The sequence below is a fragment of the Thermosynechococcus sp. B3 genome, from assembly GCF_030323045.1.
Classification (GTDB): Bacteria; Cyanobacteriota; Cyanobacteriia; order Thermosynechococcales; family Thermosynechococcaceae; genus Thermosynechococcus.
This window is the reverse complement of sequence record NZ_CP097584.1, coordinates 1,304,344-1,321,897: the sequence shown is the minus strand read 5'-3', so window position 1 is coordinate 1,321,897 and position 17,554 is coordinate 1,304,344. Positions and strand designations below refer to the sequence as shown.

Sequence of the window (17,554 nt, the reverse complement as noted above, 5' to 3'; positions counted from 1 at the left end):
GTGACAGTTCGTGTTCGTTTAGCACCGAGTCCGACAGGAAATCTGCACATTGGGACTGCCCGTACCGCTGTGTTCAACTGGCTTTACGCCCGCCATCGGGGAGGGAAATTCATTCTGCGGATTGAGGATACTGATCGCGAGCGGTCTCGACCCGAATATACCGAGAATATCCTTGAGGGCTTGCAATGGCTGGGGCTGACGTGGGATGAAGGCCCCTATTTCCAGAGCGATCGCCTTGATCTGTACCGCCAAGCGATTCAAACCCTTTTGGACAAGGGACTCGCCTACTACTGCTACTGTACCCCTGAAGAACTCGATGCCCTACGCTCACAACAAAAAGCCAAGGGACAAGCCCCGCGCTACGACAACCGTCACCGTCATTTGACCCCAGAGGAGCAAGCCGCCTTTGATGCCGCAGGACGCACCCCCGTCATTCGCTTCAAAATTGAGGACGATCGCCAGATTGAATGGCAGGATCTGGTGCGTGGTCGAGTGAGTTGGCAGGGGGCTGATCTGGGGGGCGATATGGTGATTGCGCGAGCTGCCCCCCGCGGCGAAATTGGCTACCCCCTCTACAACTTGGTGGTGGTCGTCGATGACATTGCCATGGGCATTACCGATGTCATTCGCGGTGAAGACCACATTGGCAACACACCCAAACAAATTTTACTCTACGAAGCCCTTGGCGCCACTCCCCCCAACTTTGCCCATACTCCCTTGATTCTCAACTCAGCGGGACAAAAACTCTCAAAACGAGATGGGGTGACCTCCATTTCTGACTTCCGAGCCATGGGGTATTTAGCCCCCGCCTTGGCCAACTACATGACACTCTTGGGTTGGTCGCCCCCTGAAGGGATAGGGGAACTCTTTACCCTTGATCTGGCGGCGAAGCACTTTAGTTTTGAACGAATTAACAAGGCAGGTGCCCGTTTTGATTGGGATAAGCTCAATTGGCTCAATCGTCAGTACATTCAGCAACTAGAGCCAGCAGAACTTTTGGCAGAACTGATTCCCTTATGGCAGGGGGCAGGCTATGCCTTTGATGAGGGGGGCGATCGCCCTTGGTTGCTTGACCTTGCCCAACTCCTTCAACCGGGTCTCAACACCCTCAAGGAGGCCATTGATCAAGGGGCAGTTTTCTTTGTACCCACCATTACCCTTGATGCTGAAGCAATGGCTCAGCTGAGCCAACCCCAGAATGCGACGATTTTGGCGTACCTACTAGCACACTTGCCGACAGAGCCAAGGCTCACAGTGGAGATGGGACAACACCTGATTCAACAGGCCAGCAAAGCCGCAGGGGTCAAAAAGGGAGCAACGATGCGATCGCTGCGCGCTGCCCTCACGGGTGCTGTCCACGGTCCTGATTTAATGGCCACGTGGCAAATTCTCCACCAACGGGGCTGGGATCAACCGCGACTTGCGGCAGCATTGAAACAGGCACAGGTTACTTCCTAGGGGCTGGGGGGCGATCGAAGATCGTTTGGCTTAAATTAGCCCCACTCAAATTTGCGCGATCGAGATCTGCCCCCTTCAGGTTTGCAGCCGTCAAATTCACATCAATCATGTTTGCCCCCTTCATGACCGCATTCTCCAAATTGGCACCGCTAAGATTGGCATTGACAAGGTTGCTAAGGGTGAGGCGTGTTCCCACCAGTTGTGCCCCTGCCAAATTGGCATTGACCAAAATCGCTAGATAGAGACTGGCACGGTTCAAGTTTGCCCTTTCCAAATTGGCGCCAAAGAGATTCGCACCCGCCAGATAAGCGCCCTCCAAATTGGCACCTGCTAAATTCGCCTTAAACAAATTGGCATCCATTAGGTTCGCGCCCCGCAGATCACAGTTGGGACATTGGCGCGTTTCCAAGAGTTGTCGCACATGGGCAGGATTTTCAGCCTTAGCAACCGCTGGTACAACCAATGGTAGGAGGACTAGAGACAATGCTCCTGCTCGTAGCTTTATAGCTATTCCAATAGAGAATGAGATATCATCCAGCATAATACTTGCGAATCACTTCATCCATAGAACAGTTTAACCCTGCATACATCCGCGCTCGCTTCAGCGCACTAAAGTCGTGCTCAATCACATTCAAATCAAGAGAGTATTTCGGTAAAAATAACACCTCGTGACCCGCCGCTTTCACCACTGCCTGAATCACCCCTTTCGGATGAATCGGTGCATTATCCATCATCAACAACGAACGTTTCTCTAACGCGGGCAAACAGTATTGACTCAGCCAGCTCACAAACCCTAACGCATTCAAATATCCTGAAAACAGCATCGGCGCGATGAAGTCTTTCTGGTGTCTATACCGTCCTGCGACTCAACTCTCTCTTTTCTGACGCTTCCCCGCTCGCTCTCCATCAATTCGTTGGCCTCGCGCTGACTACCCATACTCACACGCCACCCGAGAGTCAAACCCCGTTTCATCGATATACACCAGCGTTTCCTTGCCGTGGCTCTCTACCCATGTGTCGAGCTGCTGTTGATACGCTTGTCGCTCTTCTTCACACCGTTCTTGGTAACGTATCTGTTTTTTTTCGGGTGATGCCCATCTGGTCGAGGGCATAACTAATGGTGGAAACTTGGACGCCAAATCGCTGGGCACGGTCGATTAAACGGTCATCGGGATGGGCAGCAACATCCGCTGCTAAGGCTGCCCAATCCAGCTTCCAAGGACAACGGGGGACAACCGTGGGCGCTAAGTCGTCTCGCTTCAGCCAGCGATGGATGGTGGCGCGACTGACCTGAAAGATTTGAGTCGTTTCACTGATTTTGCCGCCTTGCTTGATATAGGAGACAACCCGCTCTCGTCAGTCCAAGCTATAGCTCATATTCTTGAGTAACATTCATGACGCTTTGAGGATAGCCTATCCCTCTTGAAAATATCTCACTCCTTTTCGAAATAGCTATAGCAGTAACAATACTACAGCATCCCCCCTTGCCTACCGTGATTTCACGGAGGTTTTATCTTTCGTTTAGAAAAAAAGAATAATCTGAACGGCATCAGTACAGCTACTGGGTACTAGTTGATAGGAGTACCTCCAAGGTGTAAGTCAGAGCTGCACTTAGTACAATTGACTCGTTTGCAGGTAAATTCGATTAATTATGGGAGCTACTGCTTTGATAGACAACACGACCATGCTCCCTAGCCCAGGTTTCCGAGAAGCTGATATGGGAGATGGCATTCCGACTTTGATCAAGCTGACGATTTGCTTCGGTAAGTACATCACTGGGTTCTAGCTCGTAAATCACTTTGCAGTTGATTTGGTTTTCCTTCTCAAAAACGGCTAAGTAAATTTTTGTGTTGCGGGTAATTCGTGTAAGTGATTGGGCACGCTTTTCAGGAGGTTCCTTAAACATTCGGTCAAGCTGACCGCTTCCACCTTCTATACAAGATAAATATTCATACTTTTCACTTGGGTCGCTAATGGCATGAGCATCGGCATCACGCTTAGAATCAATTAGTTCGTGACCTAGCAGGTCAGCAATAATCATTTCCTTAACTAACCCCGGTTGCAGTAGGTTGCGAATACCAATTGTTTGAGCAAGTTGAGACGCTTGACGGATCAGATCAACAATTTGACGATAAACTTGCTGTTTCACCAATCAAAAAGCCTCCCCGCGATTTCATACTCTGCCTCACGTAATCTCTCGTTTGCTGCTTGGACAAACTTTTGATCTTGCTCAATAGCAATGAAATGCCTTCCCAAGCGTTTACAAACTACAGGGGTTGTACCGACACCGGCAAATGGATCAAGCACTAAGTCACCCTTATTAGAGCTTGCTTTGACTAAGCGTTCAATCAGCTGCTCTGGCTTTTGAATGGTATTGAGTGCTTCGCGAGCTACTAGTTCTTTTGACTTATACGTGAGCTGTTTAATATCTCCCCAGACATCTCCTGGGTTTTTACCTTCTTCATTGAATTTAGTTTTGCCATACTTACCATTAATCACTGATGGTACCCGCTCACAACGACGACGGTGCTCTAGCTCTACTAGCTGTGGTACCCGAATAGCATCTAAGTTAAAGGTTTTGGGACGCTGGCCTTTAATAAAGTAACAAATAAGATCATAGTTATTTGTGTAGTTGATCCGTCCTTGGGCTAGGCGACTGGGCTGATACCAGACAATTTTTGCCTGTAAGTTAAGAAATGGACGGTAGTCAATAAAGTCAATACAATCAGGTTTACCAAAAAGGTAGAGCGCTCCTCCCTCTTTCAATTTTTCAGCAAAGATGGTGATGAGTTTGAGGTTAAACTCTTGGATGTTAGAGATGCGATCCCATGGATTGGTGGTTACACCGTAGGGGCCGTCGCAAATAATGAGATCAATGCTCGCACTTTGAATCTGGGGCAAGAGGGTAAAAGCATCAGCTTGGTAGATACGATCGATCTCTAGCATGCTTTCGCTCAATGATCTAAAACGTCCCTTCTAGGGCGGCTTGACAGCGATCGCACAACTGGGGATGCAAGGCCGATTGTCCCACACTTTCAGAATAATTCCAGCAGCGGACGCATTTCTCACCCTTGGCATGACCAACACCAATCCATAGCCCTTCGGCTTCAAGGACATAGGGTACGTCCACCCCTGCCTGTTGCGGCATCAGCTCCACTTGGGACACCAAGAAGAGATAGCGCAATTCATCCACCCCATTGCCACTGAGGGCATCACTGGGATTCATCTCCGCAAGGCGATCGCGCCACTGTGGATCGGCAACATAGAGCCACACTTTGGCTTCCAAAGAGGAGCCAATGAGCTTTTCGGCACGGGCCTGTTCGAGCACCTTATTCACCTCTAGGCGTAGTTGCCGCAGGCGTTGCCATTCACTGGCTAGCCCCGGATCCTGCCACTGGGCAGGAAGCTGTACCCAGCCGCTTTGAAAAACCGAAAGATAGGGGGTTTTGAAGGGCAAATGCTGCCAAATATCTTCGGCTAAATGGGGAAGCACTGGAGCAATAGCACGGGCGAGGTTTTGAACCGCAATGGCAAGGACAGTTTGACAACTACGACGGCGATCGCTCGCGACAGCACTGATGTACAACCGATCCTTGGCAATATCGAGATAAAAGTTCGACAGATCAACAACACAAAGATTTTGAATCGTTTGGAAAAAGCGATAGAACTGAAAGCTATCAAAGGCCGCCGTTACTTCGCTGAAGACTTCATGCAGCCGATGTAGCATATAGCGATCCAAGGCGGGCAGTTGGGCATAGGGAATGGCATCTTGATCGGGGTCAAAGTCGTGAAGATTCCCCAGAAGAAAGCGAGCCGTATTGCGAATCTTGCGATAGACATCCGCCAACTGCTTGAGGATATTTTTACCAATGGGGACATCATTGGCATAGTCCACGGAGGACACCCACAGACGCAATACATCGGCACCATAGGCAGGGTCTTGCTTTTGGTTTTTGCCCCCCTCAATCACTTCGCGGGGATCCGTGACATTGCCGAGGGACTTGCTCATTTTCCGTCCCTGCTCATCGAGGACAAAGCCGTGGGTGAGGACTGCTTTGTAGGGGGCTTGGCCTTTAACGGCAACCCGTGTTAGCAATGAGGATTGAAACCAGCCGCGGTGTTGGTCAGAGCCTTCGAGGTAGAGATCCGCCTGTTGATCGCCGAGAACCGCCGCCCAAGAAGAGCCAGAATCAAACCAGACATCCATCGTATCGGTGCCCTTTTCGTAGCGATCGGCCTGATCTTGCAGGGATTCGGGCAGCAATTGCGCAACGGAGAGTTCCCACCAGGCATCAGACCCGCGATCGCGAATAATCGCTTGCACATGGGCAATGGTTTCTGCCGTCAGCAGGGGTTCCCCCGTTTCTTTGTCATAAAAGACGGGAATGGGCACACCCCAACTGCGCTGCCGCGAAATACACCAATCGGAACGCTCCGCCACCATTGCCGTAATGCGGTTTTCCCCTTGGGCAGGAATCCACTTCACCTCGGCGATCGCCCTGAGGGCGGCATCGCGAAAGCCTTCAACGGAAGCAAACCACTGCTCCGTGGCGCGGAAGATGGTTGGTTTTTTCGTGCGCCAGTCGTAGGGGTACTTGTGGACATAGGGTTCTTCCTTGAGGAGGGCGCCACACGCTTGCAGTGCCGCAATCACCGCCTCATTCCCTTCCTTGAGGACATTGAGACCGGCAAATGACCCCGCTTCCGCCGTAAAGCAACCATTCTCATCCACAGGCGACAGGATCGGCAAGCCATAGCGCTGACCCACGGCATAGTCCTCTAAGCCATGGCCAGGGGCAGTGTGAACCAGACCCGTCCCGGAGTCGGTCGTGACATAATCACCGCCAATGACAATTTTGCTCTCGCGCTCAAAGAGGGGGTGGCGATAGCGGCTATTTTCCAAGTCAGCCCCTTTGGCGGTGGCAACCACCTTGAGCGTACAACCGAGGGTTTGGCTGAGGCGCTCCACCAGATCCTTGGCCACAATCAAATATTTGTAGCGGGCACTGGGTTTGACTTCAACAAGGGCATAGGTGAGATCGGGATTGACACTGACGGCCAAGTTGGCGGGAATCGTCCAAGGGGTCGTTGTCCAGATAGCAACCCCCAATTTGCCTAGGGCTTTGTACCAAGACTTGGCTAAGCCTGCGGGCAACTCGATGACTTCAAAAGCGGCATAGAGACTGCGGGAGGTGTGGCCTTCGGGATATTCTAGTTCGGCTTCGGCGAGGGCGGTTTTAGAACTGGGACTCCAGTGCACCGGTTTCAGACCGCGATAGATATAGCCCCGCAGCACCATTTCGCCAAAGACACCGATTTGTGCTGCCTCATAGTCGGGGGTGAGGGTCAAATAGGGGTGCGCCCAGTCGCCCCAAACCCCATAGCGTTGGAAACTCTGCTTTTGCTCGGCAACGGTTTTGAGGGCAAATTCCTTGGCCTGTTGGCGGAGGGTGAGGGGGGTAAGCTGGGCACGCTGTTCGGGTTTCAGGTTTTGCAGTACCTTGAGTTCAATGGGCAGGCCGTGGCAGTCCCAACCGGGGCGGTAGTGTACCTTGCGGCCCCGCAGCAGTTGATACTTGTTGATGATGTCCTTGAGGATTTTATTCAGGGCATGGCCAATGTGGAGAGCGCCATTGGCGTAGGGGGGGCCATCGTGGAGAATAAAGACCTCACCCGGATTGGTTTGCTGCAGCGTTTCATAAATTTGGTGCTGTGTCCAAAAGGCCTGTAATTGGGGTTCCCGTGTGGCTGCATTTGCCCGCATTTCAAACGTGGTTTGGGGCAGGTTGACGGTGTCTTTGTAGTCGGGGGTCGCGTCAGTCATGGGTGGGTACAGCGGGGTATGATCGTTTTCAGCTAGGGAAAAAACGCATCTTGGCAATGGATTTAATTGTAGGAGAACTGTTCTTATTCACTCAAGGATGATTTCCGTTCTAGGTTTGGATCTGGGGCGCAAGCGCATTGGTGTGGCAGGGTGCGATCGCCTAGGGCAGTTGGCCACGGGCATTACAACTATCCAACGGCGGAATTTTGCCAGTGATGTGGCGCAGCTTCGCCAGATTTGCCAAGAGCGAGGGGTGGAGAAATTAATTGTGGGCTTGCCCTACACCCTCGATGGTCAACTGGGTTCCCAAGCCCGGCAGGTGCAACATCTGGCGGAAAAAATTGGTGCGGCCTTGAACTTACCCGTGGAATATATGGATGAGCGACTCACCTCATTTCAGGCGGAAGAGATTCTCAAACAGCGGCGGCGATCGCCCCGTCACCACAAGGACTTAGTGGATCAAATTGCTGCTGCCCTCATTTTGCAACAATGGCTCGATGCCCGTTCGCAAGCGGCAAAAGCAACACTGGCACCCGCTGATCCACAGCTATAACGGAGGCTGAAAAGTTGTCTGCTCAAATTCTTGGGCACGGGCTACCATGTGCGGGGCTGAAACTGCGCATCGTTGAGAATCGCCACCCCATCTCCCGACTGCGCCAACACAAACAAGCCCTGCCGATAGGCATAGCGAGCCACCTCAGGGGGCACGATCATCCCTGCCACCGCTCCCAAGAGCTGGGTGTCTCGATACTGGTGTGCCAAACGACGAAATTTCGCGATCCGCTCTAAATGCTCATCCACATCCCCTTGGCTCAGTTTGGTTTTCACCTCGACGAGAACCGCTTGATTGGTATTGACGACTAGCAGATCAATTTCTAAACTCTCATTGCCATCTTGGAGAATGACATCGCTGTAAAGCTGAGAGACGGCAATGCCGCGACTCTGAAATAGGCGCAGCACGGCGGGGCGCACCTGCCATTCCACAAATTCCCCAAGGCGATTGCCCAGTTTCCCCAGTTGCTGATTGAGTTGGCGCGCTTCTTCCCGCAACAAGCGTTCCGTTTCTTGAAATCGCCGATCCGTCTCTTGAAATCGCCGATCCGTCTCCTGAAATCGCCGATCCGTCTCCTGAAATCGCCGATCCGTTTCTTGGAAGCGGCGCTCTGTTTCTTGAAAGCGGCGCTCTGTTTCTTGGAAGCGGCGCTCTGTTTCTTGGAAGCGGCGCTCTGTTTCTTGGAAATGGCGTTCGGTTTCCTTTTGAGCTTCTAACAGCTCCCCTAGTAATCGCCAAACGTCATCAGGAGTGTATGCCTTTGTCATGACTTAATTGACAGGATTAATTTACCGAGCCGTGCTTGCAAGTGCCGCCCCTTGAGTGGGGGAATGAAAAGGGGACTTGCTACAGATCTTTATCTTAAATCCTTTGCGGTAGCATCTATCTATCGCTCTGCAATAACTATCGATGAACCTAGAGACACTGCGCGCCTACCACGACACCTACCCCGCCCTACTGAATAAGATCTACCTCAACTATGGGGGACAAGGGCCGCTGCACCAAGACACATGGCAGGCCATCATCCAGAGCGATCGCCACATTCAAGAGGAAGGCCCCTTTGCCAATCGCGTCTTTCCCTGGCTGAGTCAACAACTGCAAACCCTGCGGCAAGAACTGGCGCGGCTCTTGGGGACAAGCGCCGAGACCATTGCCCTCACGGATTCTGTAACCACTGGCTGCAATATCGTTCTCTGGGGGATCAACTGGCAAGCGGGCGATCGCCTGCTGATTTCTAACTGTGAGCATCCGGGGGTCGTGGCCATTACCGAACAATTGGCGCGGCGGTTGGGAGTGGTGGTGGATCGGGTGGCCTTTTGGCCCTGGTGTGAGGATGAGGTGGCCGCCATTGAAGCCCGACTCCATCCCCGCACACGCTTGGTGGTTCTCAGTCATTTGCTGTGGAATACCGGGAAACTTTTGCCGTTAGAAAAGATTGTTGACGTTTGCCATCGTCGCGGCATCCAAGTCTTGGCAGATGGTGCCCAGACGGTGGGCATGGTGCCCCTCAATTTACCCGCCTTGGGGGTGGACTACTATGCCTTTACGGGGCACAAGTGGTGCTGTGGCCCTGCGGGGCTAGGAGGGCTGTATATTCGGCGCGATCGCCTGCCGACGTTGGAACCCACCTTCATTGGCTGGCGCGGCATTCATCAAACCCGTGATGCCCAACCGGCAGGCTGGAAGGAGGATGCCAGTCGCTTTGAAGTGGCCACAACCACCTTTTCCTTGGTACCGGGGTTAACCACTGCCCTGCGGGTGCATGATCAATGGGGGACTGCCCAAGCGCGATATGAGCGCATTTGTGAGCTGAGTCATTATCTTTGGCAACAGTTACAGGGCATGGTGGGTTTGACCTGCTTGAGTCCCGTGCCGCCGCCGTCGGGCTTGGTGGCCTTTCAGTTGGCCAATGGTCAGCATCGCCAATTGGTGCAAGACCTTGAGGCAGAGAATATCTTGGTGCGGGAATTGCTCTATCCTGCCTCGGTGCGAGCCTGTGTGCATTACTTTACGCTGCCGCAGGAGTGCGATCGCCTTGTTGCTGCCCTCAAACACTGGCTCCAGAATCATCCTTAGGACGCTTGAGAATTGAATTAGAGCGATTAGAGTCACCTACCATATCCGAGGCTGAAACTGCGCATCATTGAGAATCGCCACCCCATCTCCTGATTGCGCCAGCACAAACAAACCTTGCCGATAGGCATAGCGAGCTACTTCAGGGGGTACGATCATCCCTGCTACGGCGCCCAAGAGCTTGGTGTCCCGATACTGGTGTGCCAAACGACGAAATTTCGCGATCCGCTCTAAGTGCTCATCCACATCCCCTTGGCTCAGTTTGGTTTTCACCTCGACGAGAACCGCTTGATTGGTATTGACGACTAGCAGATCAATTTCTAAACTCTCGTTGCCGTCTTGGAGAATGACATCGCTGTAAAGTTGAGAGACGGCAATTCCCCGACTCTGAAATAAGCGCAGCACGGCGGGGCGCACCTGCCATTCCACGAATTCCCCAAGGCGATTGCCCAGTTTCCCCAGTTGCTGGTTGAGTTGGCGCGCTTCTTCGCGCAGCAAGCGTTCTGTTTCTTGGAAACTTCGGTCAGTCTCTTGAAATCGCCGATCCGTCTCCTGAAATTGGCGCTCCGTTTCTTGGAAGCGGCGTTCTGTTTCCTTCTGAGCCTCTAATAGCTCCCCCAATAACCGCCAAACATCTTCAGGGGTGTATGCCTGCGTCATGACTGGATTAACAATTGCTCACGGATACATCCCCAATCCTAACCCGAATCAATGCTCTCCACTGAGAAAAGGATGCTGACGCAATTCCCAAGCCAATCAGAAAAAAGGGTGAACCCTCGCCCTGAGAGATCCTTCTATTGGCCAAGGATCAGCAGGAAGCTTGTGATTGCCGTGCGGCAATGTCGGCGATCGCCTGCTTGAGAATGCGGTGTTCTTGGACTTGAATGCGGGCATGGAGGGTTGCGGGCGTATCATCGGGGAGAACCGGCACCGCCGCTTGGACTAAAATTGGGCCACTATCCACTTCCTCTTCCACCAGATGGACGGTACACCCAGTAATTTTCACACCTGCTGCCAAGGCCTGCTCAACGGCACGCAATCCCCGAAAACTGGGGAGCAAACTGGGGTGGAGGTTAATTACCCGCTGGGGGTAGGCATTGAGGAGGACAGGCGTCACAATCCGCATCCAGCCCGCCATCACTACCCACTCGACCCCATAGGCTTTGAGAGTTTCGACAATGGCCGCATCCAGACTTTCGCGGTTGGGGTAGTGGCGATGGTTGAGGAGGACACTGGGAATCTGCCACTGTTTTGCCCGCTCTGCGACAAAGGCATCGGGATTGTTGTAAATCAGAACTTGAATCTGGGCAGCCAATTCCCCTTGGGCGATCGCTTCGGCGAGAGCAGCAAAGTTGGAGCCATTGCCAGAAGCTAAAACCCCTAACCGCAGGGGATGGGGCGCGGGCGCGATCGTGGGTGCCGATGGCACAACAAGAGCCTCACTGGACATGATGGGCATTACTGATTTTAGTGCTCAATAATTCTAAGGCCTTGGTCACCATTGGATCCGTGGGTCGTGCCACCAAATTCGGATTGAGCCGCAATTCCAAATCGCTACTGGGATCGACCGTCACCAGCACATCGGGGGTGATCCCCCCTGCGGCAATATCGCGACCCTTTGGCGTCAGATAACGAGCTACCGTTACCACGAGGGCAGAGCCATCCCCCAGTTCATGAACCGCTTGAACCCGCACCTTACCAAAAGTCGGTGTCCCCACCACGGTTGCGCGCCCCTGATCCTGCAAAGCAGCGGCTAAAATTTCACTGGCACTGGCGGAGGCCTGATTCACCAAGACCACAAGGGGCAACTGACTCAAGGCACGTTGGCGGGCACGAATCGTCTCTTCTCGCTGGTTTTGCTGAATGCGCACAATCACCCCAGAATCGAGCCATTGGCGGCTAATTTCAATGCCGGCTTCTAGGAGCCCCCCCGAATTGTGGCGCAAATCCAGAATGAAGCCTTGAACTTTCTCTCGTTGCAGGATTTGGATCGCCTCTTGCATCTCTTGTTGGGAGCGGCTATTAAAACCACTGAGGCGAATGTAGCCCACCCGAGGATGATTCAGAACCTGAAAATTCACTGTACGCGGAATTTCACCGGCGCGGGTGAGTTCGACACTAAAGGGTTGGGGTTTGCCCTCACGGCGCACCAGTAGGCGCAACTTACTCCCCGCTGGCCCTCGCAACGCCAGATTGGCTCGCTCCAAGGTCAGGCGATCGCTCCCCCGACCGTTAATGGCCAGAATTTCATCTCCCACTTTCAAATTCGCCTTGGCAGCCACCGACCCCGCTTGGATTGCCTGAATGCGAAAGAGTTCCCCCGACTCCACGAGGGTGAGACCCACATCCACCTGCTGGCCTTGGGTTTGCAGGAGCAGTTGACGGTACGCTTGGGGCGGCAGAAAGCGGGTATAGGGATCATTGAGGCGGACAAGGGTTTGTTGAATCACCCGATAGGCGGCCTCGCGATCGCCATAGGGTTGGGAGAGCAACTCCTGACGAATGGCCTGCCAATCCAGACGATTGAAACTGCGATCCAGATAGCTTCTGTAGATAATTTGCCACGCCTCATCCACCAAAGCCTTGGGAGCATCCTTGAGCGTACTGGTGCCCCCCAGTGCTGACGGCATTCCCAATAGTGCAACACCGACGCCGAGAATTGCCCAGTATTTCACCCCACAAATCCATTGACAACGCCTCGCCCCTATTCTATCGTCCCCACATAAAAAAATCCCCCTCACAGGGAGGGGGAAACAGGTCGGTGAGGATTTAGAAGCTAAAGGTTGTCCGCACAGCGCCAACAACGATGGGATCGTTGTTTGAGTTACTGTTGGGGTTGAAGATGGCAATCACCCCAGGGGTAATCGAGATATTGCGACTCACCGCAAAGCGGTAGAAGCCCTCTAGGTGATAGGAGTTGAAGCGCGTGTAACTTTCGCCAAGAACACCAGGGACGTTTGTGATGCTAATGAGCTGCGGGGGCTGGCCAAAAACAAGACCCAGCACATCTCCCTTCCGCCAGAGGTCAGGGGAAGCAAAGGTAATGGCCCAGTTGACAATTTCAGCTTCACGGCGGCCACCTGCTAGAGCAACACCTCGAACACCATAAACATTGGCATACCCTGCCCAGCCCGCAACATTCAACTGCTTGATCGGGCGATAGGTAAACTGGAAGCCCACCGCATCCGCTGCTTGGTTAGGCACGTTGTTAGCTGCATTCCCCAAAGGGTTTGCCGCTGAGCGGAAACCAGAGCTACCTGTTCCCCCAAAGGGATCAAGGCCATAGGAGTGGGTGTAGGTCACCCCCAAGGCGAGGTTTTTCATGGGGCGCACATCCACCTGAGCCAAAGCAGCATAGGCACCATCAAAGAAGCCATTGAGGCCATTGTTCGCAACTCGATCAGGGTCGTTGGCAAAGGGTGCAAGGTAGCCCACATTGAGGGTGACGCCGGTGCCCCGTTCCTTATTTTGGATGAGGTCGTACTTAAAGGTCACACCCGCAGCATTGGCAGCACTCCCAGCACGGTAGATGGGATGATAACGCCCAAAGCGAGAGAGGGCACCCGTATCACTGGATTGGAGGAAGGGGTTGAAATTGTTGACATTGTCGTTGAACTCACCCCCCACAAAATCTAGGATCATTTGACCGCGACGGGTCACTGGGAAGCTGTAGAAGGCTTTTTGCAGTTCAAATTGGTTGTTATTAGTGCCATCATAGCCAAGGCGCCCCATATTGGTGCCCATCAATGCGGCATAACCAGTAATATTAGCTGCTTGCAAGCGCAACCGTAGGCGATCCTTGCCATAGAAGCTGGTATCGAGGTTGAGACGAACGCGGTTGTTAACAACAGTGTTATCATCAATTGCGGGTTGCGCACCACCTGCACCAGGACGTAGTGCCCGCTCGTTCGTCAATATATCGGAGACGTTGAAGATAACCGTAGCGTTGAGCTTAGTGAGGGTGGCAAATTGAGTGGCTTCGAGGTTGGCGACGCGGCCTTCAAGGTTGGTGACGCGGCCTTTGATGACGGCGAGTTCATTGGCAAATTCTTGCATCAGGCGGCGCAGGGTTTCAAGGTCTTCCTTGGTGGCAAAGCGATCGCTAATTACATCGAGGCAGGCATTCAAAGCGGCTGCCATTTCATAACGAGTAGCGGCACGATTGCCACGGAAGGTGCCATCGGGATAACCGGCAATACAGCCGTATTTCTCGACAAGAGAGGCCAAGGCCTGATAGGCCCAGTCTGTAGGGCGCACATCCGAGAGTTGGCTTACAGAGGTCACTTGACCCATGCTCGATGTCGTAGGGACACGCCCCACTTCTAGTTCGGCCACTGAGGGCACAGAGAGGTTGCTGCGGCGATTTTGGGCAACAAGTGTCGTGCTGGTGGGCAGTGTGGTTAGGGATTCAGCACCAGCAGTAGGGGTTTGAAACTGAGTGCTACTGAAGTTGCTCAAAGCGGTATCAGCGGCTGTTGCTGCACCTGCCAGCACACCCAACAATAAAATAGGCGAGGTCAAAACCAACCCCGGAAAAATGCGGGACATAACGTCTTACTCCTTCACTCCTCAATGAACTTGTCCTAAAGAACGAGTCCCTAAGACAGAATTCTCCTTCAATTATTGATCCTACTGAGATGCTCGCTAAAGTTATTCATCTGCCAGCAAGCTGAGCTATCAGACTTTCTTACAGAGGCTTTAGCACATCTCATAGAAACTATCCCCCAAGGGGCAGAGATAGTTACTTACCAGCCAGATTCTAACACCGTGTTCGTTGGCTTAAGGTTATCTCAAGGTTAGGAGCCGTTTAAGAATTAGGCCAGCTCAAGGTTTGGATGAGGTTTTTTGGGCTTCAGAGCGACTCCAGCCACTGCCAACGGATTGACCAATTCCCTGCAAAATGCCCTGACCAATGAGTCCCAAACCGCGACCAATCACCTGCGTCAGCAGATACACCACTCCCTTGCCGACCCAAGCCACCACTGCCCGTACTGGGGGGGCTAAAGCATCGCGCGCCTCCAGCGCCAAGGTCAGAGCGTAGGGAATCCCCTCGAGTTGCATCAGTTCCTGTTGACGGGGGACGGTCAGCGCTAGTTCCTGAATTCCTCGCTCCGTGAGCCGCAGTAAGACCAAACGACTTTCAAAGATATCTTGGGGTTCCTTGACCCAGCGCCGCCAGCGGTAATGCCAAGAGAGAGCGTTGCGAAAGCGTTCCATTTCCCGCGTTGAGGTGTATTGCGGCTGAAAAAATGTCTGTTGAATCACTGCACTATAGCAACACCGATTCAGCAGCGGATAGACAATGCCATTGGCGACAGTGAGGAGCCAATGATCAAGGAGGGCATCGAGGATTTCCAAGGCGGCAGCGGTGCCGTAGCGATAGGTCTGCTGATGAATCACGAGGGGCTGTTGCACCAGTAAATGAGCCAGCATCTCCGCCACAAAGGGGATTGGCTTCAGATAAACGCTGGCCACAGTTTCTCTTTCTGTGAGCAATTGCTCAATCAGATCGGCGTCACTGCCGAGGGCAAAACGATAGGGACGAAAAAACTCCCGCAGGCTCTGTTCCCACAGGTCTTGCAGTAGGGAGCTACCCCGCTGGTGCAGAAATTCAATACTGGGTGGTGTTGCTTGTAAAGTGCGCACGAGGAGATCCCACTGCCGCAGGATGGTATAGAGCAGTTCCCGCCGCTGTTGTAGGGTGAGCACCTCTAACTCCAAAGGCCGCGACGTTAGGTTCAAGAGATCCGACTGCATCCGTTGTAAGCAGCGATCCACCAATTGGGAAATGATCTCAATCTGCGGACGCACGGGGGGCACCACTGGCGCAGGAGGGGCTTGACTCGGGTGTGGCAAGAAACGGGAGACTAACCAGCGGGCAGCACGAATTTCCCGATGGCGACCTTCACACACCAGCCGTTCGAGGGCAGAGAGGCGCGATCGCCCCAAGTACTGATCCAAAGCCTGTAACCACGCATCCATTTCCCCCAATCCCTGCTGCAGAACCTGATACCGCCAACGATCCCACGGATTGGGAAAGAGCACACTCAAGGGGGGTTTTGGAGGCGTGACGGTGTGAACGATTTCCCCTTGGGCAATGGCCAGAATTCCCGCCAAGAGATCACTCAGCGCCGTATTGCGATGGTAAATGCCTTCGACACCCGCCTGTTGGGCAAGGGAAACTAACTCAAGGGCAGCGGGTCGGACAGTGAGAATTATCCGCAGGGTAGGATAGTGCTGCTTCAACCACTGCCACAGCCAAGGGGTAGTGGCATCATTCACTGTGAGTTGGGCATCACAGAGAACAATCCAAGGCGTGCGTTCTTGATCGAGGGGCGTGTTTTCCAGATAGGTGATCAGACCATGGCCATCGTGAAAGACCAGCGGCTCAATCCCCAACTGCTGCTGAATTCCTGTCCAAAGGCCAAGGCGCACCACATCCTCTCCCTCGACAATGATGAGACCAAAGTTGGGGGAGGCATCAGCAGTGATAGGGGACATCGACATTTGCGCAAGACTTAGTTGGGGTTGGGACTATTCAGATATTGACTGACCAGCCGTGCCATGACAATTGCTGAATACATTTGACCAAAAATGGCCTCAAGATTGGCGATCGCCATCGCTAAAGGACTTGTGGCAGTAATATCGCCATAGCCCACGCTGGTGAGATGGGTAAGGCATGGCACAGGTCAGTCAAGGAATTCTTTTTAGGACTCACCTAACTCAACGTCTGCATAGAGATCACTGAGTTTTAAGGAAGTCTGTAACGAGGGCAGTAGTAGCTCCTGCGTAATATCTTGCCAAATCGTGAGCAGCCATTGATATTCAGCCTGCCGCAAATATTGTTCAACACAGGGGCGATCTTGGCTAATCAGGAGATATTCTTGCAGGGTTGGAATCTGGCGATAGTCGAAAAATTTTGTCCCGCGATCGCGATCCGCTGTCGAAGGCGATAAAACCTCAGCAATGAAAATCGGCTGCATCACCACATCGTTGCGTCCCGCCACCAAGGGCACCGGCTTCGGCGTCACCATGACATCAGGATAGTAGTACGACTGCGTTTCCGGAATCCAGAGGCGTTGATCTGTGACAAAGACGCGGTAGGGCTGTCCCTTGAGTGCCAAACTCAACAGAACAGTTAAGGAACGAACCAACTCGTTATGATTAACGCTGCCCCCGGGCATAGTGTAAAGTTCTCCTTGGCGATACTCATGACGTTCCGTTGCCACCACTTCTTGAGCTAAGTAAGCTTCCGGAGTGAGGTACGTGACCGCTGGCTCCAATACTGTGGTCATCAGAGTTCCCGTCAACGCGATAGTTCAATCCTAAGCAATTCAACGCCCCTTTCTAACATATGGGGTACACGGTGAAATGTTCTTCTACTAGGGTTTTGAGCGTGGTCAATTCTTGGGACAAAGTCTGTCAGTGAAACGTCGCCAAATCAACCGCTTACTCCTCTGGGGAAATGCAGCCTTGGTAGCCAGTTTGACCCTCCGCTAATGGTGTGAAGCCCAAACGCGGGTTCCCGATGACAGCGAATTTCACCTGTTGTTTGGGACGGCAAGGTCTATATTGCCTATATTGCCGCACGGGATGGTTATCCCTACTGTTTGGGGTAGGCTATACTGCTGAAGCTGTGCTTTTCT

General features: G+C 52.9%; 15 protein-coding genes and 1 pseudogene. 3 read left to right on the top strand and 13 right to left on the bottom strand.

What is annotated here, in order from left to right:
• On the top strand, positions 1-1,458 hold the full coding sequence (gene gltX / locus M0646_RS06725) for a glutamate--tRNA ligase (RefSeq protein ID WP_286627140.1): 1,458 nt from the start codon (positions 1-3) through the stop codon (positions 1,456-1,458).
• Here the strand turns inward: gltX and M0646_RS06720 are convergent.
• From M0646_RS06720 to ileS, 5 genes and pseudogenes are all read right to left on the bottom strand, one after another.
• Positions 1,448-1,942 carry a pentapeptide repeat-containing protein gene (locus tag M0646_RS06720; RefSeq protein WP_226972035.1) on the bottom strand — a complete coding sequence of 165 codons (495 nt, stop codon included), beginning with the start codon at positions 1,940-1,942 and terminating at the stop codon, positions 1,448-1,450. The two genes, gltX and M0646_RS06720, sit on opposite strands and share 11 nt — an antisense overlap.
• A 46-nt stretch (positions 1,943-1,988) precedes the next feature.
• Positions 1,989-2,793: pseudogene (locus tag M0646_RS06715) on the bottom strand (transposase).
• A gap of 310 nt (positions 2,794-3,103) precedes the next feature.
• The gene (locus M0646_RS06710) at positions 3,104-3,607 is read right to left on the bottom strand and encodes a hypothetical protein (RefSeq protein WP_149819297.1); all 504 of its coding nucleotides are present in this window, start codon (positions 3,605-3,607) and stop codon (positions 3,104-3,106) included.
• Positions 3,604-4,404, bottom strand: a complete 801-nt coding sequence (locus M0646_RS06705; protein WP_286627138.1) for a site-specific DNA-methyltransferase — start codon at positions 4,402-4,404, stop codon at positions 3,604-3,606. The genes M0646_RS06710 and M0646_RS06705 overlap by 4 nt, the downstream gene beginning before the upstream one ends.
• Positions 4,405-4,420: 16 nt before the next feature.
• A complete protein-coding gene (gene ileS / locus M0646_RS06700; RefSeq protein WP_286627137.1) occupies positions 4,421-7,282 on the bottom strand; it encodes an isoleucine--tRNA ligase in 2,862 nt (953 codons plus the stop codon).
• A 97-nt stretch (positions 7,283-7,379) separates the two neighbouring features.
• Here ileS and ruvX point away from each other — a divergent pair, with 97 nt between their 5' ends.
• Positions 7,380-7,835 carry a Holliday junction resolvase RuvX gene (gene ruvX, locus M0646_RS06695; RefSeq protein WP_149819291.1) on the top strand — a complete coding sequence of 152 codons (456 nt, stop codon included), beginning with the start codon at positions 7,380-7,382 and terminating at the stop codon, positions 7,833-7,835.
• A gap of 41 nt (positions 7,836-7,876) precedes the next feature.
• On the opposite strand, the gene M0646_RS06690 is transcribed toward ruvX, so the two are convergent.
• On the bottom strand, positions 7,877-8,602 hold the full coding sequence (locus M0646_RS06690; protein ID WP_286627136.1) for a hypothetical protein: 726 nt from the start codon (positions 8,600-8,602) through the stop codon (positions 7,877-7,879).
• Positions 8,603-8,744: 142 nt separating this feature from the next.
• Between M0646_RS06690 and M0646_RS06685 the strand changes: the two genes are divergently transcribed.
• Positions 8,745-9,911 carry an aminotransferase class V-fold PLP-dependent enzyme gene (locus M0646_RS06685; protein ID WP_286627135.1) on the top strand — a complete coding sequence of 389 codons (1,167 nt, stop codon included), beginning with the start codon at positions 8,745-8,747 and terminating at the stop codon, positions 9,909-9,911.
• 36 nt (positions 9,912-9,947) lie between these two features.
• On the opposite strand, the gene M0646_RS06680 is transcribed toward M0646_RS06685, so the two are convergent.
• From M0646_RS06680 to M0646_RS06650, 7 genes are all read right to left on the bottom strand, one after another.
• On the bottom strand, positions 9,948-10,568 hold the full coding sequence (locus M0646_RS06680) for a hypothetical protein (protein ID WP_286627134.1): 621 nt from the start codon (positions 10,566-10,568) through the stop codon (positions 9,948-9,950).
• A gap of 148 nt (positions 10,569-10,716) precedes the next feature.
• Positions 10,717-11,358: a phosphoribosylglycinamide formyltransferase gene (gene purN, locus M0646_RS06675; protein WP_315863013.1), complete on the bottom strand. Its 642-nt coding sequence runs from the start codon at positions 11,356-11,358 to the stop codon at positions 10,717-10,719.
• Positions 11,348-12,583: a S41 family peptidase gene (locus M0646_RS06670; RefSeq protein WP_286649989.1), complete on the bottom strand. Its 1,236-nt coding sequence runs from the start codon at positions 12,581-12,583 to the stop codon at positions 11,348-11,350. Before M0646_RS06670 ends, purN begins: the two co-directional genes overlap by 11 nt.
• Before the next feature lie 94 nt (positions 12,584-12,677).
• Complete coding sequence (locus M0646_RS06665; RefSeq protein ID WP_286649988.1) at positions 12,678-14,456, bottom strand: iron uptake porin; 1,779 nt, start codon at positions 14,454-14,456, stop codon at positions 12,678-12,680.
• A gap of 276 nt (positions 14,457-14,732) precedes the next feature.
• Positions 14,733-16,415 (bottom strand): DUF3685 domain-containing protein, encoded by a 1,683-nt coding sequence (locus M0646_RS06660; RefSeq protein WP_286649987.1) that lies wholly within the window; start codon positions 16,413-16,415, stop codon positions 14,733-14,735.
• 11 nt (positions 16,416-16,426) lie between these two features.
• Positions 16,427-16,594, bottom strand: a complete 168-nt coding sequence (locus M0646_RS06655) for an ion channel (protein WP_149819279.1) — start codon at positions 16,592-16,594, stop codon at positions 16,427-16,429.
• 21 nt (positions 16,595-16,615) lie between these two features.
• Positions 16,616-17,203, bottom strand: coding sequence for a Uma2 family endonuclease (locus M0646_RS06650; protein WP_286627127.1), 588 nt, complete (start codon positions 17,201-17,203; stop codon positions 16,616-16,618).
• Between the last annotated feature and the right edge of the window lie 351 nt (positions 17,204-17,554).

Coding starts and splice junctions, on each gene's coding strand:
- M0646_RS06705 (WP_286627138.1), bottom strand. CDS start 4,404: ATGCTAGAGATCGATCGTATCTACCAAGCTGATGCTTTTACCCTCTTG.
- ileS (WP_286627137.1), bottom strand. CDS start 7,282: ATGACTGACGCGACCCCCGACTACAAAGACACCGTCAACCTGCCCCAA.
- ruvX (WP_149819291.1), top strand. CDS start 7,380: ATGATTTCCGTTCTAGGTTTGGATCTGGGGCGCAAGCGCATTGGTGTG.
- M0646_RS06690 (WP_286627136.1), bottom strand. CDS start 8,602: ATGACAAAGGCATACACTCCTGATGACGTTTGGCGATTACTAGGGGAG.
- M0646_RS06685 (WP_286627135.1), top strand. CDS start 8,745: ATGAACCTAGAGACACTGCGCGCCTACCACGACACCTACCCCGCCCTA.
- M0646_RS06680 (WP_286627134.1), bottom strand. CDS start 10,568: ATGACGCAGGCATACACCCCTGAAGATGTTTGGCGGTTATTGGGGGAG.
- purN (WP_315863013.1), bottom strand. CDS start 11,358: ATGTCCAGTGAGGCTCTTGTTGTGCCATCGGCACCCACGATCGCGCCC.
- M0646_RS06665 (WP_286649988.1), bottom strand. CDS start 14,456: ATGTCCCGCATTTTTCCGGGGTTGGTTTTGACCTCGCCTATTTTATTG.
- M0646_RS06660 (WP_286649987.1), bottom strand. CDS start 16,415: ATGTCGATGTCCCCTATCACTGCTGATGCCTCCCCCAACTTTGGTCTC.
- M0646_RS06650 (WP_286627127.1), bottom strand. CDS start 17,203: ATGACCACAGTATTGGAGCCAGCGGTCACGTACCTCACTCCGGAAGCT.